At 71.2% G+C, this 23,142-nt stretch carries 19 protein-coding genes; 10 read left to right on the top strand and 9 right to left on the bottom strand.

Annotated features, from left to right (window positions below):
• Positions 1–51: 51 nt before the first annotated feature.
• Positions 52–1,647, top strand: coding sequence for a hypothetical protein (locus DR046_RS09880; protein WP_115382211.1), 1,596 nt, complete (start codon positions 52–54; stop codon positions 1,645–1,647).
• On the opposite strand, the gene DR046_RS09875 is transcribed toward DR046_RS09880, so the two are convergent.
• Positions 1,628–2,785 (bottom strand): polysaccharide pyruvyl transferase family protein, encoded by a 1,158-nt coding sequence (locus DR046_RS09875; RefSeq protein WP_167767041.1) that lies wholly within the window; start codon positions 2,783–2,785, stop codon positions 1,628–1,630. The two genes, DR046_RS09880 and DR046_RS09875, sit on opposite strands and share 20 nt — an antisense overlap.
• A 152-nt stretch (positions 2,786–2,937) precedes the next feature.
• Between DR046_RS09875 and rsfS the strand changes: the two genes are divergently transcribed.
• The 7 genes from rsfS to DR046_RS09840 all read left to right on the top strand — a co-directional run bounded on the left by rsfS (position 2,938) and on the right by DR046_RS09840 (position 8,908).
• Positions 2,938–3,417: a ribosome silencing factor gene (rsfS, locus tag DR046_RS09870; protein WP_370816004.1), complete on the top strand. Its 480-nt coding sequence runs from the start codon at positions 2,938–2,940 to the stop codon at positions 3,415–3,417.
• Between the two features lies 1 nt (position 3,418).
• Positions 3,419–3,877 carry a 23S rRNA (pseudouridine(1915)-N(3))-methyltransferase RlmH gene (rlmH, locus tag DR046_RS09865; protein ID WP_115382209.1) on the top strand — a complete coding sequence of 153 codons (459 nt, stop codon included), beginning with the start codon at positions 3,419–3,421 and terminating at the stop codon, positions 3,875–3,877.
• 37 nt (positions 3,878–3,914) lie between these two features.
• Positions 3,915–5,426: a 2,3-bisphosphoglycerate-independent phosphoglycerate mutase gene (gene gpmI / locus DR046_RS09860; RefSeq protein WP_115382208.1), complete on the top strand. Its 1,512-nt coding sequence runs from the start codon at positions 3,915–3,917 to the stop codon at positions 5,424–5,426.
• Positions 5,423–6,505, top strand: a complete 1,083-nt coding sequence (locus DR046_RS09855) for a murein hydrolase activator EnvC family protein (RefSeq protein WP_115382207.1) — start codon at positions 5,423–5,425, stop codon at positions 6,503–6,505. Before gpmI ends, DR046_RS09855 begins: the two co-directional genes overlap by 4 nt.
• 9 nt (positions 6,506–6,514) lie before the next feature.
• Entirely contained in the window at positions 6,515–7,885 is a 1,371-nt protein-coding gene (locus DR046_RS09850) for a S41 family peptidase (protein ID WP_115382206.1), read from the top strand.
• Positions 7,886–7,889: 4 nt separating this feature from the next.
• Positions 7,890–8,366 carry an RNA pyrophosphohydrolase gene (locus DR046_RS09845; RefSeq protein ID WP_115382205.1) on the top strand — a complete coding sequence of 159 codons (477 nt, stop codon included), beginning with the start codon at positions 7,890–7,892 and terminating at the stop codon, positions 8,364–8,366.
• Between the two features lie 71 nt (positions 8,367–8,437).
• Complete coding sequence (locus DR046_RS09840) at positions 8,438–8,908, top strand: hypothetical protein (protein WP_115382204.1); 471 nt, start codon at positions 8,438–8,440, stop codon at positions 8,906–8,908.
• 75 nt (positions 8,909–8,983) lie between these two features.
• On the opposite strand, the gene ggt is transcribed toward DR046_RS09840, so the two are convergent.
• From ggt to DR046_RS09815, 5 genes are all read right to left on the bottom strand, one after another.
• On the bottom strand, positions 8,984–10,732 hold the full coding sequence (gene ggt, locus DR046_RS09835) for a gamma-glutamyltransferase (protein ID WP_115382203.1): 1,749 nt from the start codon (positions 10,730–10,732) through the stop codon (positions 8,984–8,986).
• A 40-nt stretch (positions 10,733–10,772) separates the two neighbouring features.
• Positions 10,773–12,038 carry an MFS transporter gene (locus DR046_RS09830; protein WP_115382296.1) on the bottom strand — a complete coding sequence of 422 codons (1,266 nt, stop codon included), beginning with the start codon at positions 12,036–12,038 and terminating at the stop codon, positions 10,773–10,775.
• A gap of 70 nt (positions 12,039–12,108) precedes the next feature.
• Positions 12,109–13,458, bottom strand: a complete 1,350-nt coding sequence (locus DR046_RS09825; protein ID WP_280652832.1) for an amidase — start codon at positions 13,456–13,458, stop codon at positions 12,109–12,111.
• Positions 13,455–15,956, bottom strand: coding sequence for a hypothetical protein (locus DR046_RS24620; RefSeq protein ID WP_115382202.1), 2,502 nt, complete (start codon positions 15,954–15,956; stop codon positions 13,455–13,457). The genes DR046_RS09825 and DR046_RS24620 overlap by 4 nt, the downstream gene beginning before the upstream one ends.
• 85 nt (positions 15,957–16,041) lie before the next feature.
• Positions 16,042–17,382, bottom strand: coding sequence for a mechanosensitive ion channel family protein (locus DR046_RS09815; RefSeq protein WP_115382201.1), 1,341 nt, complete (start codon positions 17,380–17,382; stop codon positions 16,042–16,044).
• 257 nt (positions 17,383–17,639) lie between these two features.
• Between DR046_RS09815 and leuC the strand changes: the two genes are divergently transcribed.
• Entirely contained in the window at positions 17,640–19,079 is a 1,440-nt protein-coding gene (gene leuC / locus DR046_RS09810) for a 3-isopropylmalate dehydratase large subunit (RefSeq protein WP_115382200.1), read from the top strand.
• Between the two features lie 125 nt (positions 19,080–19,204).
• Positions 19,205–19,786, top strand: a complete 582-nt coding sequence (locus tag DR046_RS09805; protein WP_115382199.1) for a YceI family protein — start codon at positions 19,205–19,207, stop codon at positions 19,784–19,786.
• A 344-nt stretch (positions 19,787–20,130) separates the two neighbouring features.
• Here the strand turns inward: DR046_RS09805 and DR046_RS09800 are convergent, their stop codons facing one another.
• From DR046_RS09800 to DR046_RS09790, 3 genes are read right to left on the bottom strand one after another with little or no spacing between them, the layout of a single operon-like run.
• Positions 20,131–20,961 carry a carbohydrate ABC transporter permease gene (locus tag DR046_RS09800; RefSeq protein WP_115382198.1) on the bottom strand — a complete coding sequence of 277 codons (831 nt, stop codon included), beginning with the start codon at positions 20,959–20,961 and terminating at the stop codon, positions 20,131–20,133.
• Entirely contained in the window at positions 20,958–21,848 is an 891-nt protein-coding gene (locus DR046_RS09795) for a carbohydrate ABC transporter permease (RefSeq protein ID WP_245190894.1), read from the bottom strand. The genes DR046_RS09800 and DR046_RS09795 overlap by 4 nt, the downstream gene beginning before the upstream one ends.
• A complete protein-coding gene (locus tag DR046_RS09790) occupies positions 21,845–23,134 on the bottom strand; it encodes an extracellular solute-binding protein (protein WP_115382197.1) in 1,290 nt (429 codons plus the stop codon). The genes DR046_RS09795 and DR046_RS09790 overlap by 4 nt, the downstream gene beginning before the upstream one ends.
• Between the last annotated feature and the right edge of the window lie 8 nt (positions 23,135–23,142).

Genomic DNA, 23,142 nt, shown 5'->3' with positions numbered 1-23,142 from the left:
CCGCCCTCCTTGGGCAAGTGTTTTCGGACCTCGTGGTGACCGGAGATCGAAATGCGTTGGGCCCTTGCCATCTTCCTCGCCTCCGCCCTCGCCGCCGACGCGCAGGAGATGCGGGGCCCGGACCTCGCCGTGGCCTCCAATTTCGGGCAGGGCCTGCCCTCCGGCCTGCTGCGCGCGGCGGTCGAGGCCGGGATTCGCGACTTCCGCGACGCGGTCTACTGGGACCGGGTCGAGGGGGCGGACGGGCGCTTCGACTTCAGCCGTCCCCGCGACGTCTTTCCCGCCCGCCTGCCGCGCATGAGCCTGACGGTCAACAATGGCCATCCGGCATGGGAGGACGGCGCGACACCGGTCACGCCCGAGGGGATCGCCGCCTTCGGCCGCCACGCCGCCGAGACCGTCGCCCGCTTCCCGTCGATCGACGCGGTCGAGGTCGGCAACGAGGTCAACTCCGCCAACTTCGTCACCGGCCCCCTGCGGGAGGGAGGGCTGGAGCGGAGGGCGAAGGGCTATACCGCGCTCCTCGAAAGCGTGGCGCGGCAGGTCCGCGCGGCGCGCCCCGAGGTGCGGATCCTCGGCGGCGGGCTCCATTCGGTGCCGACGGGCTATGTCGCGCTGCTGGACCGGGCCGGGGCCTTCGCGCATATGGATGCGCTCGCCTTCCACCCCTACGATACGCCGCCCGAGATGCTGCCCGCCGAGGTGGCCGAGCTGCGGCGCCTGCCTGCGCTGGCGACGATGCCGCTGGAGATCACGGAATACGGGACGCCCGATGACGCGGCGGCGCCGGGCCTGCTGCTCAAGGCGCATTGCATGGCCGCGCTCTCCGGGGTGACGCGGCTCGCCTGGTACCCGCTGCATCCGCGCGGCGACGGCTTCGTGCCGGTCCTGACCCGCGAGGGCGAGGTGACCGACCTGGGCCGCGCCTACCTGTTCGTGCAGGACAGGCTGGCCGGGCTGCCGGTTTCGGACGCCACGCCGGATGCCTTCGCGCGGGGCTGCCGCTACGGCGACGCGGCGACGGTGATCTGGGGGGCGCCCCGGCCCGTCACCCTGCCCCAGGGCGCGCGGGCCGTCACGCCGCAGGGGAAACCCGCACCCGCCGTCCTGTCAGAAGATGTCCCGCTGATCGTCCTAGGCCCCGATCCGGTGCTGGGGCCGAGCGACCGCGTGGCCGACAGCTTCCTCCAATTCGGCTACCCGGGCACCGGCTTCGCCCGCCTCGCCCGCACCCTGAACGGAGAGCAGCCGCTGGTTACGATGCCGGGCCAGGGCCGCCCGGGCGTGCCCTGGACGCCCTATCTGGGCCGACCGGACGACCCGGGCGTGCGGCTTCTGTCCGAGACGCTGCTGCCCGCCGGGTCGGGGGACTTCCCGGTCGAGATCGTCCACCGCTTCACCGCGCCCGAGGCGATGGAACTCGCGCTCGACCTGAGCCTCGCCCCCGCCCGGCGCAGCGCGGACGGCGTGCGGCTGACGGTGACGGCGGGCGACGCGACGCGCCTCGACCGGATCGTGACCGACCCGCTGGCCGAAAGCCTGCCGATCGCGCTCTCCGCGGGCGAGACGCTGGACATCGCCGTCGGCCCCGGCGCGACGGCCGGCGGCGACGTGACCGCCTACCGGTTCACCCTTCGGCGTCCCTGACGCAGGCCAGAAGCCGGTCGATCCCGGCCCAGGCGCCCGCGATCACCTCGGCATGGCGCGGGTCGTCGTCGGCGGGCCGCGCCGCCTGGACGAGGGTCGCGATATTGGCCGGGCTGTCGGCCTCGGCGACGAAGGCGTCCTCGCGCCCGACCGTCTCGAAGAAGGATTGCAGCTTGCGGTCCCAGCCCAAGCCCACGATCCCGCGCCCGTAGGAATAGGCGACGATGCAGGCGTGGAGCCGGTGCGCCACCACCACCTCGCAGCCGGCGACCTGCGCGACCAGCTCGGCCGGGCGTTCCGCGTCCGGGGGCAGGTCCAGCCGGTCGGCCACGTCGCCCAGCGCCGAGACGACCCGGACCCGCGCCGCCCGGTCCTCGGCCGCCCCATTGGTGAAGAGCCGGACCTTGCGGCCCGACGCGATCAGCGCCCGCGCCACCCGCTCGTAGAAGCGGACGCCGTCCTGGCCCCCCGCGACCACGCCGTCGGCATGGTGGCCGAGCAGGGCGAAATCGGTGACGCAGAGCCCGACCAGCCCGACCTCCGCCGCGACAGGCCCGTAGCAATCGGCGGCGAGAAGGCCCGGATCGAGCACGATCTCGGGCGCAGGGCCGCCCTCGAACTGCGCCGACCACGCCTCGGCCGAGGCCGCGTCGCGCGTGCCGACCAGGCGCAGGTCGCAGGCGGCGAGCGCCTGGAACAGGTCCCGCCCGCGCGGCGTCCAGTTGCGCGACACGCCCGCCGCATGGATCGCGACCGGAGTCCCCGCCTCGGCGATCATCCGCGCGGCGCGGCCGATCTTGACCGGGAAGTTCAGGTTGGCGTCCGACAGCACCTGCCCGCCGCCAATCACGGCCAGGTCGGCGCGCGCCGCCGCGCGCCATTCCGGGGCCACGCCGTCGACGATGCGGTTCAGCTTCCGCTCCGCCAGGGGCTGGCGCAGCGCCTGCGGCAGCAGGTGCAGCGCCGCCAGCATCAGCCGGCGCCCCCGGATCGTGACATGCCCGAAGTCCTGCCGTCCGGCGATGTCGACATGCGTCACCTCGACGCCCGGCCGGCGCGCGCGCAGCCCGTGGCCCAGGCATTCGGCGATCACGCCGTCCCCGAGATTGGGAGAATAGCACAGGCCGAACTGGGCCACGTGCAGGTCCGAAGGGGGCGGGGCGGCGGGCAAGCGGCTTCCTGACATAGGCGAGTCGCGGCGGAGCCTAGCCACGCGGCGCCGCGCCGTCACTCGGCCATTTTCCGCTGTTTGAATGCCACAGGCGGCCACCCTATCTGAAAGGGACGCGATTGCCCGGCCATGACCCCGGTGCTACGCTTTTCCAAGGGCCGCATGGCCCGCCCAAACCGGAGGATCGGACGCTGACCGCCGACACCCTGCTGGCCCAGGAGGCCAATACGACCAATCTCCGCGCCCAGGCCGGGCGCAGCGACGAGATCCTGCAACTCGTCCTTCAATCCCTCGATGACGACAAGGCCGAAGACGTCGCGCAGATCGACCTGCGTGGCAAGTCCTCGGTCGCGGACTGGATGGTGGTCTGCTCCGGGCGCTCGACCCGGCAGGTGACGTCCATCGCCGAGAAGCTGTCCGAACGGCTCAAGCCCATCCTGGGCCAGGCCGCGCGGACCGAGGGCAAGGACCAGGGCGACTGGGTGCTCGTGGATGCGGGCGACGTGATCGTCCACGTCTTCCGCCCCGAAGTGCGCGAGTTCTACCAGATCGAGAAGATGTGGCAGGACCCCGAGCAGGCCCCGAAGCGCCCGAACTAGGGTGCGCCTGACGCTCGTTGCGGTCGGCCGCCTCAGGCGCGGGCCGGAGCGGGAGCTGGTCGACGACTACCTCGCCCGCTTCGCGAAGGTCGGGCGCGGACTGGGCCTGCCGCCGGTGACCCTGGCCGAGGTCGAGGGCCGGGGACAGGGCGGCGAGGCCGAGGCCATCGCGCGCGCCCTGCCCGAGGGCGCCACCCTCGTGCTGCTGGACGAGCGGGGCGCGACGATCAACTCGCCGGATTTTGCCGACCGGCTGGGCGGCTGGCGCGACGCGGCCCGCGACGTCGCCTTCGTCATCGGCGGCGCCGACGGGCTGACCGCCGAGCTGCGCGCCCGCGCCGACCTGCAGATCAGCTTCGGCGCGATGGTCTGGCCGCACATGCTGGTCCGCGTCATGCTGGCCGAGCAGCTCTACCGCGCGGCCTCGATCTTGGCCGGGTCGCCCTACCATCGCGCGTGAGACCGCCCTAGAAGGGGCCGGACCAGCGGAGGCGCCCATGCAGAAGAAACCCGTGATCCTGTGCATCCTCGATGGTTGGGGAATTTCCGACCGGCCCGAGCAATCGGCCCCCGACGTCGCGGACACGCCCAATTTCGACCGCCTGATGGCCGAATGCCCCCACGCCACGCTGACCACCTTCGGCCCCGATGTCGGCCTGCCCGAGGGGCAGATGGGCAATTCCGAGGTCGGGCACATGAATATCGGCGCGGGTCGCGTCGTCCGCATGGATCTCGGCCTGATCGACCACGCCATAGAGACCGGCGAATTCGAGAAACGCACCGCGCTGACCGACTGGATCGCCAAGCTGAAGGAGAGCGGCGGCACCGCGCACCTCATGGGCGTGATGTCGGATGGCGGGGTGCACGGGCATCTCGCCCATGTCATCGCCGCTTGCCGCGCCGTCGCACGCGAAGGCGTTCCCGTCGCGCTTCACGCCATCACCGACGGGCGCGATGTCTCACCCCGCTCGGCCGAGGGCTTCGTGCGCAACCTCATGGCCGAGCTTCCCGAGGGCGTGACCGTCGCCACCGTCACGGGCCGCTACTTCGCGATGGACCGCGACAACCGCTGGGACCGGGTGCAGCGCGCCTGGGCCGCGATGGTCTGGGGCGAGGGCGAGGCGGTCGCCGACCCCGCCGCCGCCATCGCCGCCGCCCGCGACCGGGACGAGAGCGACGAGTTCATCCAGCCGACCGTCATCGGCGACTACGAGGGGATGCAGGACGGTGACGGCGTCTTCTGCCTCAACTTCCGCGCTGACCGCGCGCGCGAGATCCTGGCCGCCCTGGCCGACCCGGATTTCGACGGGTTCGCCACCGGCAAGCGCCCGACCCTGCACATGCTGGGGATGGTCGACTATTCGACGAAGCACGATGCCTACATGACCAGCGTCTTCCCGAAGGAACCGGTCGAGAACACGCTGGGCCACTGGGTTGCCGGCAAGGGGCTGACGCAGTTCCACCTGGCCGAGACCGAGAAGTACCCTCACGTCACTTTCTTCCTCAACGGCGGCAAGGAAGAGCCGGAGCCGGGCGAGGACCGCTACATGCCGAAATCGCCCGACGTGGCGACCTACGACCTGCAGCCCGAGATGTCGGCGGGCGAAGTGACCGAGCGCTTCGTCGAAGCCATCGGCAAGGGCTACGACCTGATCGTGGTGAACTACGCCAACCCGGACATGGTCGGCCATACCGGCGACCTGAAGGCCGCCGCCGCCGCCTGCGAGGCCGTGGATGCGGGGCTCGGCGCGGTGCTCGACGCGCTGGAAGGCACCGATGGCGCGCTGCTGATCTGCGCCGACCACGGCAATTGCGAGACCATGGTCGATCCCGAGACGGGCAAGCCGCACACGGCGCACACGCTGAACCCCGTCCCGGTGATCCTCTGGGGCGGGCCGAAGGGGGCGACCTTGCGCGACGGCCGGCTTGCCGACCTTGCGCCGACGCTGTTTGCGCTGATGGGGATCGAGCCGCCCGCGGAGATGACGGGGCAGAGTCTGATCGCATGATCCGGCGCGCGCTCCTCCTGATGGCGCTGGCGACGCCCGCCGCCGCGCAGGACGGCGCCGAGACCGCACGCCGCGCCGCCGCGATGCTGGCCGACGCGGCCGTGCGGCTGGAGGCGGCGCGCGGCGCCTCGGACCGGGTCGCCGCCCTGACCGAGGTGGTGCGGGGCTACGAGCAGGGGCTTGCCGCGCTGCGCGACGGCTTGCGCCAGGTCGCCGCGCAGGAGCGGGCGCTGACCGCCGATCTCGCCGCCCGCGAGGAGGAGGTCGCGCGCCTTCTGGGCGTGCTGGCAGCGGTTGGCCAGGACCCCGAGGCGCGGCTTCTGCTGCATCCCTCCGGCGGACGCGGGGCCGCCCGTGCGGCGATGATGCTGACCGACGCGGCCCCCGCGCTGCGCGCCGAGGCCGAAGCGCTGCGCCGCGACCTCGCCGTGCTCGACGCGATCCGCGAGGTCGAGGAAAGCGCCGCGGCCGAGCTGCGCGCGGGGCTCGACGGCATCCAGCAGGCCCGGCTCGCCGTCTCGCAGGCCATGGCCGACCGGACCGAGCTGCCCGACCGGCGCGCCGATCTCGACGCGCTGCGCGCCCGGATCGACACGCTGGAGGAGGTTTCGCGCAGCTTCGCCCAATTGCCCGAGGCCGACGCCGCGCCGCTTGCCCTGCCGCTGCCCTTGCCGGTCGAGGGCACGCTGCTGCGCGGCCCGGGCGAGGCCGATGCCGCGGGCATCCGCCGCCCCGGCGCGATCCTGGCCACCGCGCCCGGCGCCGAGGTCACGGCCCCCGCCGGCGGCACGATCCGCTATGCCGGCCCGCTGCTCGATTACGATCTCGTGATCCTGCTGGAGCCCCGGCCGGGCGTGCTTCTGGTTTTCGCCGGGATGGCGAAGGTCTATGTATCGGCGGGACAGGTCGTACCCGCCGGGGCGCGGCTGGCGGCGATGGGCGACGGACCGCCCGGCGCCGCGGAGGCCCTGCGCGACGGTGCCGCAGGTGCTGGCGCATCCCGGCGGAAGACGCTTTATGTGGACGTCAGAGAGGGCGGCACGCCCGCGGACCCGTCCGAATGGTTCGCCTTGGAGTAGGGAAGAGACATGAGAAAGTTCGCCTTGGCCGCCACCGGCGGCGTCGTCGCCGGCATCCTCGCGACCACGCAGGTCGCGGGTCCTCTGCTCGCCCAGGAGGCGCGGCAGGCGTCGGTCTACGAACAGCTCGACCTGTTCGGCATCGTGTTCGAGCGCATCCGCAACCAGTATGTCGAGGAGGTCGACGAGGGCGAGCTGATCGAGGCCGCGATCAACGGCATGCTGACCTCGCTCGACCCGCACAGCTCCTACCTGCCGCCGCGCGACTTCGAGGACATGCAGGTCGACACCCGCGGCGAGTTCGGCGGCCTCGGCATCGAGGTCACGCAGGAGGAAGGCTACGTCAAGGTCATCACGCCCATGGACGGCACCCCCGCCTTCGAGGCGGGCGTCGAGGCGGGCGACTTCATCACCGCCGTCGATGGCGAGAGCCTGCTGGGCTTGACCCTGGAAGAGGCGGTCGAGATGATGCGTGGGCCGATCGGCTCCGAGATCCTGATCACCGTCGTCCGCGAGGGGCTGGAAGAGCCCATCGACATCGCGATCACCCGTGACACGATCAAGCTGACCGCGGCCCGCGTCCGCCAGCAGGGTGACAGCGTCGTCGTCCGCGTCTCGACCTTCAACGACCAGACCATGCCGAACGTCCAGACGGGGCTCGACGAGGTGCTGGAGGAAATGGGCGGACTCGACGCGATCAACGGCGTCGTGCTCGACCTGCGCAACAACCCCGGCGGCCTGCTCAACGCCGGCGTCGATCTTGCCGACTTCTTCCTGGAGCAGGGCGAGATCGTCTCGACCCGCGGCCGCGACGTGGTCGACGGCGACCGTTTCGGCGCGAAGCCCGGCGACGCGATCGAGGGCCTGCCGATGGTCGTGCTGATCAACGGCGGCTCGGCCTCCGCCTCCGAGATCGTCGCGGGTGCGCTGCAGGACCATCGCCGCGCGGTGGTCGTGGGCACCAAGAGCTTCGGCAAGGGTTCCGTCCAGACGATCATGCCGGTGCAGGGCGACGGCGCGATCCGCCTGACGACCTCGCGCTACTACACGCCGTCGGGCCGCTCGATCCAGGCGCTCGGCATCTCTCCCGACATCGTGGTGGTCCAGCCGCCCCGGGATCCCGAGGCCGAGGCCGAGGGCGCGACCGAGGAGGAGACCCCGTCCGCGGCCCTGCGCCGGACCGAGCGCAACCTGCGCGGTTCGCTGACGAACGACAGCCTGACCGAGGACCAGCAGGAGCAGATCCGGCTGGAGCAGGAGCAGGCCGAGGAGGTCGCCCGGCTGCGGGACGAGGACTACCAGCTCGCCTATGCCATCGACATCCTGAAGGGCCTCTCGGCCATCGAGCGGGAGCGGGCCCGGGACGGCGACAAGGGCTGACGACGTGACCCCGGACAAGATCGCGGCGCTGCCCTACCGGCCCTGCGCCGGGGTCTGCCTGCTGAACCCGGACGGGCTGATCTGGGCCGGGGAACGTCTCGACTTCCCCGGCGCCTGGCAGATGCCCCAGGGTGGCATCGACCCGGGCGAGTCGCCCGAGGCCGCCGCCTGGCGGGAGCTGACGGAGGAGACGGGCCTGCCTGCCGCCTCCGTCGAACTCATCGACCGGCTCGACGCGCCCCTTCCCTACGACCTGCCGCCCGAGCTGGTGGGCCGGATGTGGAAGGGCCGCTACCGGGGGCAGATGCAGGACTGGTTCCTGATGCGCTACGACGGGCCGGACGAGGCGGTCGACCTCGACTACCACGAGCGCGAATTCTCCCGCTGGGCCTGGATGCCGGCGACCGACATCCTGAACGCCATCGTTCCCTTCAAGCGCGACATCTACCGGGCGGTGCTGACGCGGTTCGGCCTGCTCTGACAAGGTCGCGTCATCGCATGACGGCGCCGGGCCGCCCTATCCTCGGGGCGCCTGCAATCCGGAGAGACCTCATGCGCACGATCCTCGCCGCCCTCATGGCGGCCACCCTCGCCCAGCCCGCCGCCGCCCTGTCCTGCCTGCAGCCCTCGGTCGCCTCCAGCTTCGGCCATGCGCAGGAAAGCCCGCTGACCTACGTCCTCGCGACCGGGCGGATGACACCGCTTCCCGGCACGGCCAGGCCGGTTCCGAGGGAGTCGCTGCAGGTATCCTCGGTCCAACGCGCGCGGCTCGACGGCCATCTCGCCTCGCTGAGCGGCTTCGACCGCCCGATCTCAGTGCCGGTGCAGGTCGAGACCTATTGCGCGGGCCCCTGGTGCGGCGGCGTGCCGGAAGGCGAGGTGCTGCTTTTCCTCGAAAAGCGCGGCGACACCTATGTCCTGCTGGAAGGCCCCTGCCCCCAATTCGCCCTGACGGCGACGCCCGAGGCGCTGGACGAGGCGCTCGCCTGCCTGCGCGGGGAAGAAGACTGCGGGGCGCCGTAGCCTCCTTCCAAGGGACGAAAATACTCCCGGGATATTCCAAAGGGGGTGCGGGGGACCGAAGTCCCCCGCTTGCCCTCAGTCGCCGATGGCCACGCCTTCGCGGCGCGGGTCCGCCCCGCCGGTCAGCCCGTCCTCGCTCAGCGCGATCGCGTGCAGGCCGGAGGTCAGGTCGGTGACGTTCGTCTCGAACCCCATCTCGCCCAGCGGCCCGGCGAGCGCCTCGGCCGCCGTGCCCGCCTCCAGGTCGTAGGTCCCGAAGCGGTTGACCAGATGCGGCAGGGCGACAGCCTGCTGCACGTCCATCCCCCAGTCCATGTGCGCGACGATGGTCTTCGCGACGTAGCCGATGATCCGCGACCCGCCGGGGGAACCCACGACCAGCACGGGCGCGCCGTCGCGCATCACGATGGTCGGCGCCATCGAGGACCGGGGCCGCTTGCCCGGCTCCACCCGGTTGGCGATGGGCACGCCCTCGTCATGGGTGCTGAACGAGAAGTCGGTCAGCTCGTTGTTCAGGAGGAAGCCGCCGGGCGTGAACAGCCGCGAGCCGAAGCCGTTCTCGATGGTCGTCGTCATGGAGAGCGCGTTGCCTTCCGCATCGACGATGGAGATGTGCGAGGTGGAGGGCAGCTCGAGGCTCCGGTCGTCGGCAAGCAGCATCGCGTGATCCCAGGGCGGCGAGCCGGGCGAGACCTCGGGCAGGGCGTCGTCCCCTTCGAGCAGTCGCGCGCGCTCCGCCAGGTAGGCCGGGTCGACGAGGCCATCGGTGGGCATCGGCACGAAATCGCTGTCGGCCATGTAGCGGCCCCGGTCGGCGAAGGCGAGGCGCGAGGCGTCGCCGATCAGGCGCCAGGCCTCGGGGCTGTCGGGGCCCATCCCGGGGATGTCGTAGGGCTCGATCAGGCCGAGGATCTGGCCCACGGTCAGCGCACCCGACGAGGGCGGGCCCATGCCGCAGACCTCCGCCCCGCGATAGGCGGCGCAGACCGCGTCGCGCTCGACCACGTCGTAGAGGGCGAGGTCCTCCATCGACAGAAGGCCCGGTTTGGCCGCGCCCCGCACGGTGGCGACGATGCCTTCGGCGATCTCGCCGGTATAGAAGGCCTCGGCCCCCTCGGCGGCGAGGGCGCGCAGCGTGTCGGCATAGGCCTGGTTCACCAGCGTGGAGCCTTCTGCGATGGGCTCACCGTTCGGATAGAAATAGTCGGCGGTGGCCTGGCTGACGGTCAGCCGGTCCATGTCGTCCGCGACCAGCGTGGCGAGCCGGGGCGAGACCTCGAACCCGTCCTCCGCATGGGCGATGGCCTCCTCGAACAGGCTGCCCCAGTTGGCGCGGCCCCAGCGGCGATGCGCCGCCTCCATCAGCGCGGGCGTGCCGGGCGTGCCGACCGACAGGCCGCCGACGACGGCGTCGAAGAAGCCCATCGGCTCCCCGTCGACCTGGAACAGGGTCGGCGTCGCGGCCAGCGGCGCCGTCTCGCGCCCGTCGAGCGTGGTCAGCTCCCCGGTTTCCGCGTCGTACCAGACGAGGAAGGCGCCGCCGCCGAGGCCCGAGCTCTGCGGCTCGACGAGCCCCAGCACGGCCTGCACGGCGACCATGGCGTCGGCGGCCGTGCCGCCCTCGCGCAGGACGCGGGCGCCCGCCTCGGCGGCCAGCGGGTTGGCGGCGGCGACCATCCAGTCATCCGAGGTGACGGGGGCGGGCGCCTCGGGGGCGAGGCCGGTCGCGGCCTCGGGGGCGACCGCGTCGGCGGCCGTCTGCGCCAGCGCCGCGAGAGGCAGCGCGGACGAGGCCGCGAGGCTGATTGCGAGTAGGATACGCATCGGAAGTCCTCCTGTCAGGTTTCCCGATCATGACCCAGGATCACGCGGGAACAACCCCTGAGGTTGTGCGACGGTCGAGAGGCACCTCCCGGATCGGCAGATGAACGATGGCCGACAGCAGCCCGACCCCCACCCCGATCCACCAGACCGCGACATAGCTGCCGGTCGTGTCGTAGAGCGATCCGCCCAGCCAGACGCCGAGAAACGAGCCGAGCTGGTGGCTGAAGAACACGAGCCCGTAGAGCGTGGCCATGTAGCGCAGCCCGTAGATATAGCCGACCAGACCGCTGGTCAGCGGCACCGTGGCCAGCCACAGCGCGCCCATCGCCACCGAGAACAGGATCACGCTGGTCGGCGTGATCGGCATGGCGATGAACAGCGCGGCGGCGACCGTCCGGCCAAGATAGATGCCCGCCAGCAGCTTCTTGCGGCTGTAGCGCTTGCCCAGCCACCCGGCATAGAGCGTTCCGGCCACGTTCGCCGCACCGATCAGCGCGATGGCGATGGCGCCCAGCGCCGAGGTCGAGGTGATCCCCAGCGAATACAGCACGCCGTTCGGGTCGATCGGGCCGCACATCTCGGTCACCATCGCGGGGAAGTGGGCGGTGATGAAGCCCAGCTGATACCCGCAGGAGAAGAAGCCGATGAAGATCAGCCCGAAGGACGGATCGCGGATCGCGCGGGCTAGGATCGGTCCCATCGCCTCGGCGATCTGGGGCTTCGACGCGACCGGCGCGCGCATCATCGGCAGCGCGAAGAGCGACAGGCCGACGATCCCCGCGAAGATCACGAAGACCTGCTGCCAGGAATAGACGGCCAGCAGCGCCTCGGCCAGGGGCGCGCCGAAGACCTGCCCCAGCGAGCCCGCCGCAGTCGCCACGCCCAGCGCCATCGAGCGGTTCTCGTCCGAGGCGGCGCGGCCCACCACGGCGAGGATCACGCCGAAGCCCATGCCGGCGATTCCGAAGCCCACGAGGATCTCAAGCAGCTGATGCGCCCCGGGCGTGACCGCGAAGGAGGACGCGACCAGCCCCGCCGCATAGCACAGAACGCCCAGCACGATGGCCTTACGGTCCCCGAAGCGGTCGGCGATGGCGCCGAAGATCGGCTGGCCGATGCCCCAGGCTAGGTTCTGGATGGCGATGGCCAGGGAGAACTCGGCCCGGAGCCAGCCGAACTCCTCCGCGATGGGAATCTGGAACACGCCGAAGCTGGCGCGGATGGCGAAGCCGATCATCAGGACGATGCAGCCGCCGATCAGGACGGGGGTGATGAGCGGGGTGGAAGCGGTCCGGGCGTCGGTCATGGCGGTCTCCTCGGCGGAAGACATTCCCGCCCGCCCGCGCCGCGTCAAATCAGATTTCCTGAAGGCGATCTCAAGCGCCGCTGATGCGGCGCTCGCCTGCGGCCGCCCGCCAGAGCCGCCGGGCCAGCGCGATCAGGTCCCCGTCGGCGCCGCGCCGCCCGATCAGCTGCACGCCCATCGGCAGGCCGTCATGGAACCCGACCGGCACCGAGATCGCCGGAAGCCCGGCCAGCGAGGCGGGCACCACGACCTCCATCCAGCGGTGGTAGGTATCCATCTCGCGGCCCGCGATCCGCTTCGGCCAGTCGAGCGTCGCCTCGAAGGCAAAGCACTGCGCCGAGGGCAGGGCGATCACGTCGACCGGCAGGGCGGCCATGGCGCGGGTCCAGTCGGCCCGGATCGACGAGGCACGGGCGACGGCGTCGAGGGTGAGCGCCCTGCCCCGCTCCACCTCCCAGACGAGGGCGGGCTTGGAGGCGGCGGCGAAGGCATCCGTCCAGAGCGGCCGCATCTTCTGCGCGATGGCGAAGGAGCGGAGCGTTGTCCACGCCTCCCAGAGGGCCTCGGCCGGGAAGGGCGGCGCCATCGGCTCGGCCAGCCCGTCGAGGCCCGCCTCGCAAAGCGCGAGCACGCCCTGCTCCATCGCGTAGGCGCCGCCCCAGTCGCCCAGCCAGCCGATCCGGAGCGGGCGCGGCGCGGCGGGGCGGTAGGGGCCGGAGCCGGGCACCAGGGGATCGGGCGCGGCCATGACCGACAGAAGCAGCTCCAGGTCGTCGGGGTCGCGCGCCATCGGGCCGTCGGTCGACAGCGCGTGAAGGACCGGGTCGCCCTGCGGCGCGGGCGGCACCAGCCCCCAGCTCGGCCGCATCCCGAAGACGTCGTTCCAGGCGGCCGGGTTGCGCAAGGAGCCCATCATGTCCGACCCGTCTGCCAGCGAGACAAGCCGCGCGGCCAGGGCCGCCCCCGCCCCGCCCGACGATCCGCCGGCGCTGCGTGTCCGGTCGAAGGGGTTCAGCGTGGTGCCGTGGACCGGGTTGTAGCTGTGGGAGCCGAGGCCGAATTCCGGTGTGTTGGTCTTGCCGATGACGATGGCGCCCGCCGCGCGCAGCCGCGCGACCATGGGCGCGTCGGCCTCGGGCACATGGTCGGCGAAGGCGGGATGGCCGTAGGTCGTGCGGATGCCCGCCGTGTCCGCCAGGTCCTTCACCGCCATCGGCAGGCCCGACAGGGGGCCGGGGCGCGGTGAGGCGGCCTCGGCCAGGAGCGCGTCGCGCTCGCGCAGCGAGACGATGGCGTTGAGGTCGCTGACCGCGATCCGGGCGAGGGTCGCGTCCATCAGGTCTCGCGCGTCCAGCCGCGCCGTGCGCATCGCCGTCAGTTGCCAGAGCGCGGAGCGGTCGGCGGCCTCGTCGCCGGTCACATCAGCTCCACGTCGTCGGCGAGGCCGCGAAGGCTGGTGGTCCCCTCCAGCAGCAACGAGAAGCCGCCCGCCTCCAGCAGCACGCCGTTCCCCGTGACCGACACGAAGGGCAGCAGGTCCTGCGCCGTGATCCCCTCGGGCACGTCCAGCAGCAGCGTGTCCCCGTCCTCGAAATCGGTGACGACGTTGTCGCCCCGCGCGCCGGTGAAGAGGAAGGTGTCCGCCCCCTCCCCGCCGGTCAGTGTGTCGTCGCCCGCGCCACCCCGAAGCAGATCGTCGCCGGCGCCACCCTGCAGGATGTCGTTTCCGTTCCTGCCATCCAGACGGTCGCTGCCGTCGAAGCCCCGGATCAGGTCGTCGCCGGACGTGCCCTCCAGGTCCCGGTCATCCTCGGCGCTTCCATCGATGACGGTGACGGCGACGTCGGCATCCAGAAGGGTGCCCGACAGGCGCGACGTGCCGAGAGTGGCCCCGTCGGAGAAGAGCCGAACGCCGAAGGTCTCGGGCGCCTCCGACAGACCGTCGGCGGCGATGTCGATTTCGACGTGATGCACGCCGGCGCCCGAAGCGTCGAAGGTACTCGCGCCCTGGTCGATGGCCGCGAAGGTGACTTCGCCCCGGGCCTGACGGAGGTCCGAGAAATCCTCGCGCCCCGCGCTGTTCCCCTCGCCCGGCGCCAGGCTGTAGCGGACCGTCACCTCGTCCGACGTGTCGCCCACCCGCACGATCGAGAAGAGCAGCTTCGTGAGGTCGTCGGACTGCCGCAGGCCGGTGAGGTAGACGAGGCCATCCGCCTCCTCGACCGAGGCCGAGCCATCGGAGTAGACGCCGCTCCGGGCCTGGCCGAGCTTGCCCAGCGCGCCGTCCTCGCCGTTTTCCCCATCGGCACCGCGGCCGCCGCTTTGGGCGTTCGGCGGTCCGTCCCAGGTGTCGGCCGGGTTCGGCCGGAGCACGCGCTCCTCGATGAACCGCCCCGAAGACGACTTGATGAACGTCCCGGTCAACTGGTTCACGACCGGCTCGCCCTCGTGGCTCAGATCGAAGGTGCGCCAGTCCCGTTGTTCGTCGCCGCCGACATTGCCCTCCTCGCCGGATCGTCCGTCCTGACCCTCCGACACCGTGAACAGAAGGTCGTCCTTCCCACCGAACCCGGCTTCCGCCTCGTTGGCGGTGCCCCGGGCGAGATTTCCGGTGATCGTGCCGTAGTTCACGATCATCGCTGCGTTGCCGCCCCCGCCGTTCGCGCCGCCGGACCCGCCGGATCCGCCGCTGCCCCCGCCGCCGCCGGTGCCGCCTGCGGTGGTTTCCAGACGGACAACCTCTGCCTGGGCCAGCCATTCGCGATAGGTGCCGTCCTGCCATGTCCGGTAGAACAGAAGCGGGTCGCTCGTGCCGCCGCCCCTGTTGTAGTACTGGTAGACGTCCCCCGTCCGGAGGCTCTGGTCCACGGCAGCCCGCTCGCCGACGGGCCATTTCGTGATGGCGTCATCGCCGCCGCGCCCGCCGAGGCCTGCGATCCCCGCGACTCCGCCGTTGCCGCCCTGGCCGCCATCCCCGGCACGCGCGGTCATGCCGAACTGGTCCGTCAGGGATCCGAAGGGCGTGCGCCCGCCGACCGCCACGTCGATCAGCTTGACCGTGCCGGAGCCGTAGTTCAGCACGGCCGCGGCGGCGTCGCCTCCGCGACCGCCCGCTCCGCCGTCGCCCCCGTCGCCGCCGTTGCCGCCGCGACCGCCATCGCCCCCATCGCGATTCCGGGGATCGACGAACTCGAAGTCGCGGCCGGGCCATTCCCACCGGCCCCTAGCGCCGTCGCCCCCCTTGCCGCCCGCCGCGCCGCGCCCGCCCGTCCCGCCGTCGCCGCCATTCCCGCCGAATGCGTTGTTGGCGTAGAACCCGACCCGCTCTAGTGTCAGGTCGCCGAAATTCTCGATGGACCCGGCCGCCGTCTCGCCATTCTGGCCGATGGCGCCATCGACTCCGTCGGCGCCCGCCTGTCCCGGCAGGCCATCCAGCCGAGCCAAGGCGAGTTCGCCAGCGGCCTTTTCGATCCGGGCACGGTCCGCGGCTCGTATGGCGTCCTCACCCTTCACGTCGTCCGGGATCGGGTCCGCCACGACCGTCTCCCCATCCAGCCCGTCCGCCGCCGGTTCGGCGACCTGCGGGCCGCTCTCGCCCCGATCCCCCGCAGCGGCGAACTTGCTGCCGCCGAACAGTTCGAGATCGCGCAGCGTCACGACCGCGCCGTCCCCGACGGTGAAGTGATGCGCGTCGGTGTTGAGGTAGACGTCGGCGATGCCGTCGCCGTCCGTGTCGCCATCCACGATCACCCGGCCGAACTCGATCTCGATCTCTCGCGAGAGGTTCACGCCCGTGATGCCCTCCGCGAAGGCTACGGTTCCCCCGTCGCGGGCGGCCGCGGCGACCGCCTCTCGCAGGCTCAGCAGGCCATTGTCGGCGACCTCGTCCTCGGCCGTCGTGACAACGAAATCGGTCATGTCGAAAATATCCCGCTCAAATGGTTAACCCTGCGGCACGGTAGCCCTGCCGTCTCCATGCGGTCAAAGGAACTCTGCGCCGCCGTCACTCCGTCGCGTCGCGCGCCTCGGCGGCGGGCGGCTGGTTCAGGTGCCGGACCTCGCGCTGCGGGAAGGGGATCGAGATGCCGTGCTCCTGGAACGCGTCCCAGAGCGCCAGGTAGACATTCCCCCGGATATTCGTCAGCCCGCCGGTCGGGTCGCTGATCCAGAAGCGCAGGATGTAGTCCACCGACGAATCCCCGAAGCCGACGATGTGGCAGACCGGCGGCTTGCTCGACAGCACGCGCCTCGTCGCCGCCGCGGCCTCCACCGCGACGCGGCGCACGAGGTGGGGGTCGTCGCCATAGGCGGTACCGAAATAGATGTCGAGCCGGACGAAGCTGTTGGAATGGGACCAGTTCACCACCTGCCCGGTGATGAGGTCCTCGTTCGGGATCAGGTATTCCTTCCCGTCCCGCGTCGTGATCGAGACGTAGCGCGCCGTCAGCGTCGTCACCCAGCCGAAGGTCTCGCCCAGCGAGATGACGTCGCCGGGCTTGATCGACTTGTCGAGCAGGATGATCACCCCCGAGACGAGGTTCGACACGACCTTCTGGAGACCGAAGCCGAGGCCCACGCCGATGGCGCCCGACAGCACGGCGAGGCCGGTCAGGTCGAAGCCCACCACCTTCAGCCCGAGGAAGAACGCCCCCGCATAGAGGACGATCTGGAGCATCTTGACGATCAGCACCTTCATCGAAGGGCTGAGATCCTCGTTCCTCTGGAGCCGCGCCGTCGTGGTCCGCGACAGGAAGCGGGCGACCGTCAGGAAGATGCCGATGGCGACGAGGCCGGTCAGAAGGCCCAGCAGCGAAAGCCGGAACTCCCCCATCTCCAGCGCGAGGCTGTCGAGCGCGGCCTCCGCCTCGTCCAGAAGGCCCAGGTAGAAGACCGTCACATAGGCCCAGAGCGCCCAGGTCACGATCTTGCGCAGGAACGGGTTGCGGACCAGCCGGGCGACGAAGCTGACGATCATCCAGGCAGTGGCGATGGTCGCGGCCAGTTCGACGTAATAGCTCCAGGACGGGAAGCGGAAGATGTTGAGCATCAGGAAATAGGCGGCCCAGGCGAGCGTCGCGAAGAACACGAGCCCCAGCCGGTTGCGCAGGATGACCAGCGCGCGCAGCTGCCATTTCGGCCGCCCCGTCTGCGTCCGCATCCAGGCGGTCATCCGGTCCGCCGCCCAGCGCCGCAGCAGCCAGGCCAGCCCGCCGACGAGCGCGATCACCAGAAGCTGCCACAGCGCCCGGGGTCGCAGCAGCCCTTCGGCGAAGAGCACGAGCTGCGCCCAGACGCGGGCCAGCTCCTCCTGCATGGCGAGGTTTTCGAGAAGCGTCGGGTCCATCGGACCTCTATGGGCCAGCCGGGCGGCGCTGAGCAATGCGCGCCGATCGCGCAGCCCGTGCGCTTCGCCTTGCGACCGGGCGCTGCCGGGCGTATCCCTGCGGGCCATGAGACGGATGCACGACCTCGGCGATCACGCGTTCCTGCCCTGGCGGTTCTACGGCCGTGCCCACGGGGTCACGGCCCGGGGCTGAGGCCCGCCGCCCGGACAGCCTGCCCGACACACCCACCGACATTCCCCTTTCGAGGACCGCTCCGATGACCGGCCAAACGAAAACTGGCAAGACGCTCTACGACAAGATCTGGGACGCCCATCTCGTCCACGAGGCCGAGGACGGCACCAGCCTGCTCTATATCGACCGCCACCTGGTGCACGAGGTCACCAGCCCCCAGGCCTTCGAGGGGCTGCGGATGTCGAACCGTACCGTGCGCCGCCCGATGCAGACCATCGCCGTGCCCGACCACAACGTGCCGACGACGATGGGCCGCGAGGACCCGGCGCAGATGACCGAGGACAGCCGCATCCAGGTCGCCGCGCTCGACCGGAACGCGAAGGAATTCGGGATCCACTACTACCCGGTCTCCGACATCCGGCAGGGCATCGTCCATATCGTCGGGCCCGAGCAGGGCTGGACCCTGCCCGGCATGACCGTGGTCTGCGGCGACAGCCACACCGCCACCCACGGCGCCTTCGGCGCGCTGGCCCACGGCATCGGCACGTCCGAGGTGGAGCATGTGCTGGCCACCCAGACCCTGATCCAGTCGAAGTCGAAGAACATGAAGGTCGAGATCACCGGCAAGCTGCGCCCCGGGGTCACGGCCAAGGACATCACCCTGTCGGTGATCGGCAAGACCGGCACGGCCGGCGGCACCGGCTACGTCATCGAATACATGGGCGAGGCGATCCGCGACCTGTCGATGGAAGGCCGCATGACGGTCTGCAACATGGCTATCGAGGGCGGCGCGCGGGCGGGGCTCATCGCCCCCGACGAAAAGACCTTCGAGTACTGCAAGGGCCGGCCCCATGCGCCCAAGGGCGCCCAGTGGGAAGCCGCGATGGCGTGGTGGAAGACGCTCAGGTCCGACGAGGACGCGCATTGGGACAAGGTCGTCACCATCGCCGGAGAGGACATCGCGCCGGTCGTGACCTGGGGCACCTCGCCCGAGGACGTGCTGCCGATCACGGCCTCCGTCCCCGCGCCGTCGGACTTCAAGGGCGGCAAGGTCGAGGCGGCGAAGCGCGCGCTGGCCTATATGGGCCTGACGCCGGGAACGCCGCTGTCCGAGATCCCGATCGACACGGTCTTCATCGGCTCCTGCACGAACGGGCGGATCGAGGATCTGCGCGCCGCGGCCGAGATCCTTCGCGGCAGGAAGATCAAGGACGGCATGCGCGCCATGGTCGTGCCCGGCTCGGGGCTCGTGCGCGCGCAGGCCGAGGAGGAGGGGCTGGCCGACGTGTTCCGCGAGGCGGGCTTCGAATGGCGGCTGGCGGGCTGCTCCATGTGCCTGGCCATGAACCCCGACCAGCTTGCCCCCGGGGAGCGCTGCGCCGCCACCTCCAACCGCAACTTCGAGGGCCGGCAGGGCCGTGGAGGCCGCACCCACCTGATGTCGCCCGCGATGGCCGCCGCCGCCGCCGTCACCGGCCGCCTGACCGACGTGCGCGAGATGATGCAGGGCGAAGCCGTCGCCTGACCCGGCCAAAGGTCCCGCCCGCCCCTTCCTCGGGGCCGGGCGGGATGACGCCCGCGTGAGCCGTCTGGATCGGCAGGCGCGGGCAGCTAGCTCATGGCGCGCACCGCACCAATGAGGCTTCCGTCATGCGCCCCCTCCTCGCCGCCCTCCCCTTCCTCGTCGCGTCCACCGCCGCCCTGGCGGAGCCCGCCCGCTACGAACTCGACCCCGAGCACACCACCGTGTCGTTCCTCGTGTCCCATGTCGGCTACGCCGCGACGTTGGGCTTCTTCACCGAGGTCTCGGGCGGCTTCGTCTACGACGCTGAGACGCAGGAACTGGGCGAGGTCGAGGTCAGGGTGAACCTTCCCAGCCTCGAGACCTTCAACGACGCGCGCGACAATCACGTCCGCTCCGGCGACTTCCTCGATGCCGAGGCCCATCCCGAGATGGTCTTCACCGCCTCGGGCGGCACGCCCACGGGCGAGACCACCGGCACCGTCGAGGGCGAGCTGACGCTGCGCGGCGAGACCCGTCCGCTGACGCTGGACGTGACGCTGAACAAGGCCGAGGAGTATCCCTTCGGGCACCGCCGCTTCACCCTAGGCCTGACCGTCCGCGGGACGCTGAACCGCAGCGACTGGGGGATGACCTATGGCGTGGAGAACGGGCTGGTCGGCGACGAGGTCTCGCTCATCATCGAGACGGAGGCGATGCGGGTGGAGTGACGGGGACGGCGACCTCAAGCCATGAACCCAGCGCGAAAACAGCATCCGCCAAAGGCGGATGCCGCGCATCGCCGGGCCGCCCGGACGGCACGGCAATCTGGTGAAGCTCAGGGCGTAGCTCGAAGGTCGTCCTGACCTGGCCGGGATAAACCGCGCCGCTCGGCGGTCGGCTCGCCGCGCCGCGGCCCGGCAATGCGCGCGCCCGGACCCGCCCGGGGCATCCTTGACCAACCATCCCGACGGTGTCTGACCGACGGGATCGATCGCTGCTCTCCCTGGGCTCCGCCCCTTCGCACCTCGAAAGGTCCCCCGGACCTTTCGCCGGGCTTCGCCCGGACCGGTGCTCACCCCTTCACGGCCCCCGCGATCAGCGCCGAGACGATCATCCGCTGCAGCGCCACGAAGACCAGAACGGCCGGCACCACCGCGACAAGGCAGGCTGCGGCCAGAAGCTGCGTCGTGGACGCGCTGACCGAGCCCGCGAAGCTGAAGATCGCGACCGAGATCGGCCAGTCCGCGTCCCGCTCCAGCAGGATGAACGGCACGAGGAACTGCGACCAGTTCATCACCATCGCCAGCACGAAGGCCGAGGCGAGGCCGGGCCGCGCCAGCGGCAGCGTGATCCGCGTCAGCACCTGCCAGCGCGAGGCGCCGTCCACGATCGCCACCTCCTCGATTTCGCGCGGGATGGCGTCGAAGGCGACCTTCAGCAGCCAGACCGCCAGGGGCATCCCCAGCGCCCCGTAGATCGCCACGACCGAGGCGTGGAGATTGAGCAGGCCCAGCGCCTCCATCCAGCGGTAGAGCGGCACGAGGATCACCAGTGGAGAGATCATCTGTACCGCGAGGATCCCCACCAGCACCGCGCCCTTGCCCCGGAAGTCGAGGCGCGAGCAGGCATAGGCCGCCGGGACCGCCAGCGCGACGGCCAGCGCGCCGCCCAAGGTGGACAGCTTCAGCCCGTTCCAGAGATAGATCAGGAAGGCCGGGTCCGAGAGGATCCGGGCGAAGTTGTCCAGCGTCGGCGCCTCGGGAATGAGGCGGGCGGCGCCGAGATAGATCTCGGCGGGGGTGCGCAGGGCGAGGCTCGTCAGCCAGACGAACGGCGTGGCGAAGAAGACCGCGAGCAGGCCCAGCCCGGCATAGGTCAGGACATCGCCCGCCCGCCCGCTCATGCCGGGGCCCGCCCGAGCCAGCCATGGACCAGCGCCGCCAGCGCCATGCTGATCGCGAAGAGCAGCAGGGCCAGCACGCTCCCGCCGGCGAGGTCGAGGTTCTGGAAGACGGTGTTGAAGGTGAACAGCGCCAGCACCTCGGTCGCCCGTCCCGGCCCCCCGCCGGTCAAAGCCAGGATAGAGTCGAAGGTGTTCAGCGTCTGCACGCTGACGAGCACGGTGTTGACCGCGATGGCCGTGCGCAGCAGCGGCAGCGTGATCGACCGGAAGGTCCGCCAAGGCGAGGCCCCGTCCAGTGCTGCCACCTCGTAGAGCACCGGGTCGATGCCCCGCCGCGCGGCGTAGAACACGATCATCGAGAAGGCCGTGCCCTGCCACAGGTTCGCGATCGTCGCCGAGGCGAGCGCCATGTTCGGGTCCGACAACCACGCCACCGGCCCGAGCCCCACCGCGCCCAGCATGGAGTTCAGCGTCCCGTAGGGCGCCTCGTCGAACAGCATCTGCCAGATCAGCCCGTTGGCGATGCCGGGCACGACCCAGGCCGCCAGCACCAGCGTGCGGAAGGCGGTCATGCCCCTCAGGCCCCGCGCCTCGCCACGCACGACGGTCAGCGCGATGGCCAACCCCAAGACCTGCAGCGCGACGACGTTGATCGCCGTGAAGATCAGCGTCGTGCCCAGCACCTGGCCCAGCGCCGGATCGGCCAGCAGCGCGCGCAGCGCGGCGAGCGACCAGCCCTCGGGCGCGCGGACCAGCGTCGCGTCGCTGAAGGCCAGCCGCGCCACGTCCAGCACCGGCACCGCGTAGAACAGCGCCAGCATCGCGACCGCCGGGACCAGCCAGGGCAGCGGCCGTCCGTCGGCGGGCGCCGGGCCGCGTGCGCTCACTGGCGCTCGTAGGCGGCCTGCGCGGCGGCGAAGGCGGCGTCGAGCGCGGCCTTCGGCTCCGCCGCGCCGGACAGCACGTCGCCCAGCATGATCTGGATCTGGTTCGAGATCTCGGGATAGATCGCCGCCCCGGGCCGGGCCACGCCATTCTGCAGCGCCTCGGCGAAGAGATTGAACTCCGGCCCCTCGTAGGCGTCGTATTCGTCATAGAGCGCGGCCGAGGTCGGCAGCAGGCCCTGATAGGCGTTGCCGGGGCCGGCATAGATCTCCTTCGCCATCTCGCCGCAGAGCGCCGCCTTCTGCGGGTCGTCGGTCAGCGCGGCGATGGCCCAGCCGCCGGTGCCGGTCGCGCGCTGGTCCGCTGTGGGGCCGGGCAGTTCCGACACGGCCCAGTTGGCGAACTGCTCTTCGGGCAGGGTGTTGCGCAGCTGGCCGTATTGCCAGTTGCCGCCAACGAACATCGCCGCCGTGCCTGCGGCGGCGGCCGCGTTGAAGGCGTCGTAATTGGTGATCGAGGTCACGCGGCTGGGGGCGGCGCCGCTCTCGACCAGGTTCTCGGCATAGACGATGGCGGCCAGCATCCTGTCGCGGTTCTCGCCCTCGCCGAAGACGGGGGCGCCCTCCGCGTCGACGAGCTCGCCGCCCTGCGCCCAGAAATTGGCGAGCCAGTCGAAAGCCGTGCCCTCCCAACGCCCGGCGTTGAACAGGATGCCCTCCTTGCCCGCCTCGGCGGCGGCCAGCGCAGCCTCCTGCGTCTCGGCCCAGGTCTGCGGGGCATCCGGCACGACCGAGGTGTCGCGATAGAGGACGCGCAGGTCGGTGAACCACCACCAGGCCAGCACGTCGCCGGCCTCGTTCGTGATCGCCTCGCGCACATAGGGGAACAGGTCGGCCACCTCCTCGTCGGAGAAGGTCGCGTTCATCGGCTTCAGCACGCCGTTCTCCTTGAAGAGGGCGAGCTGGCTCGAATCGACCATCGCGCAGTCCGGCCCACGCCCGGCCTGCGTCTGCTGCAGCAGCCGCGCCTGCTCCTGCCCGATATTGCCGGTCTGGAGCTGGGTCTCGATCTTCCAGTCGGGGCGGGTGCGGATGAAGTCCGAGAAGAGCTCCGCGAATTTCTCGGCCGTGGCGGGATCGGCGGAGTAGAGGTCGTAGGGCGTCAGCCGGAAGGTCATCGTGTTCGGCGCGTCCGGCAGGCCAACGCGGTTGCGCGTCACCAGGTCCTGCGCGGGCGCGGCCAGCGGCAGCGCGGTCAGGGCCATTGCGGCGAGGGCGGTCGTTCTCATGGTGATCT

Origin of the sequence: Jannaschia formosa, from assembly GCF_003340555.1 — a bacterium.
Classification (GTDB): domain Bacteria; phylum Pseudomonadota; class Alphaproteobacteria; order Rhodobacterales; family Rhodobacteraceae; genus Jannaschia; species Jannaschia formosa.
The sequence above is the reverse complement of the archived record's forward strand: the minus strand, read 5'-3'. Positions and strand labels throughout refer to the sequence as shown.

What these genes read in the sequence shown, in the direction of transcription:
- DR046_RS09840 (WP_115382204.1), top strand. Translation starts at nt 8,438, where the DNA reads ATGCGCACGATCCTCGCCGCCCTCATGGCGGCCACCCTCGCCCAGCCC.
- DR046_RS09855 (WP_115382207.1), top strand. Translation starts at nt 5,423, where the DNA reads ATGATCCGGCGCGCGCTCCTCCTGATGGCGCTGGCGACGCCCGCCGCC.
- DR046_RS09790 (WP_115382197.1), bottom strand. Translation starts at nt 23,134, where the DNA reads ATGAGAACGACCGCCCTCGCCGCAATGGCCCTGACCGCGCTGCCGCTG.
- DR046_RS09830 (WP_115382296.1), bottom strand. Translation starts at nt 12,038, where the DNA reads ATGACCGACGCCCGGACCGCTTCCACCCCGCTCATCACCCCCGTCCTG.
- ggt (WP_115382203.1), bottom strand. Translation starts at nt 10,732, where the DNA reads ATGCGTATCCTACTCGCAATCAGCCTCGCGGCCTCGTCCGCGCTGCCT.
- DR046_RS09850 (WP_115382206.1), top strand. Translation starts at nt 6,515, where the DNA reads ATGAGAAAGTTCGCCTTGGCCGCCACCGGCGGCGTCGTCGCCGGCATC.
- DR046_RS09800 (WP_115382198.1), bottom strand. Translation starts at nt 20,961, where the DNA reads ATGAGCGGGCGGGCGGGCGATGTCCTGACCTATGCCGGGCTGGGCCTG.
- DR046_RS24620 (WP_115382202.1), bottom strand. Translation starts at nt 15,956, where the DNA reads ATGACCGATTTCGTTGTCACGACGGCCGAGGACGAGGTCGCCGACAAT.
- DR046_RS09815 (WP_115382201.1), bottom strand. Translation starts at nt 17,382, where the DNA reads ATGGACCCGACGCTTCTCGAAAACCTCGCCATGCAGGAGGAGCTGGCC.
- DR046_RS09880 (WP_115382211.1), top strand. Translation starts at nt 52, where the DNA reads ATGCGTTGGGCCCTTGCCATCTTCCTCGCCTCCGCCCTCGCCGCCGAC.
- DR046_RS09805 (WP_115382199.1), top strand. Translation starts at nt 19,205, where the DNA reads ATGCGCCCCCTCCTCGCCGCCCTCCCCTTCCTCGTCGCGTCCACCGCC.
- gpmI (WP_115382208.1), top strand. Translation starts at nt 3,915, where the DNA reads ATGCAGAAGAAACCCGTGATCCTGTGCATCCTCGATGGTTGGGGAATT.
- leuC (WP_115382200.1), top strand. Translation starts at nt 17,640, where the DNA reads ATGACCGGCCAAACGAAAACTGGCAAGACGCTCTACGACAAGATCTGG.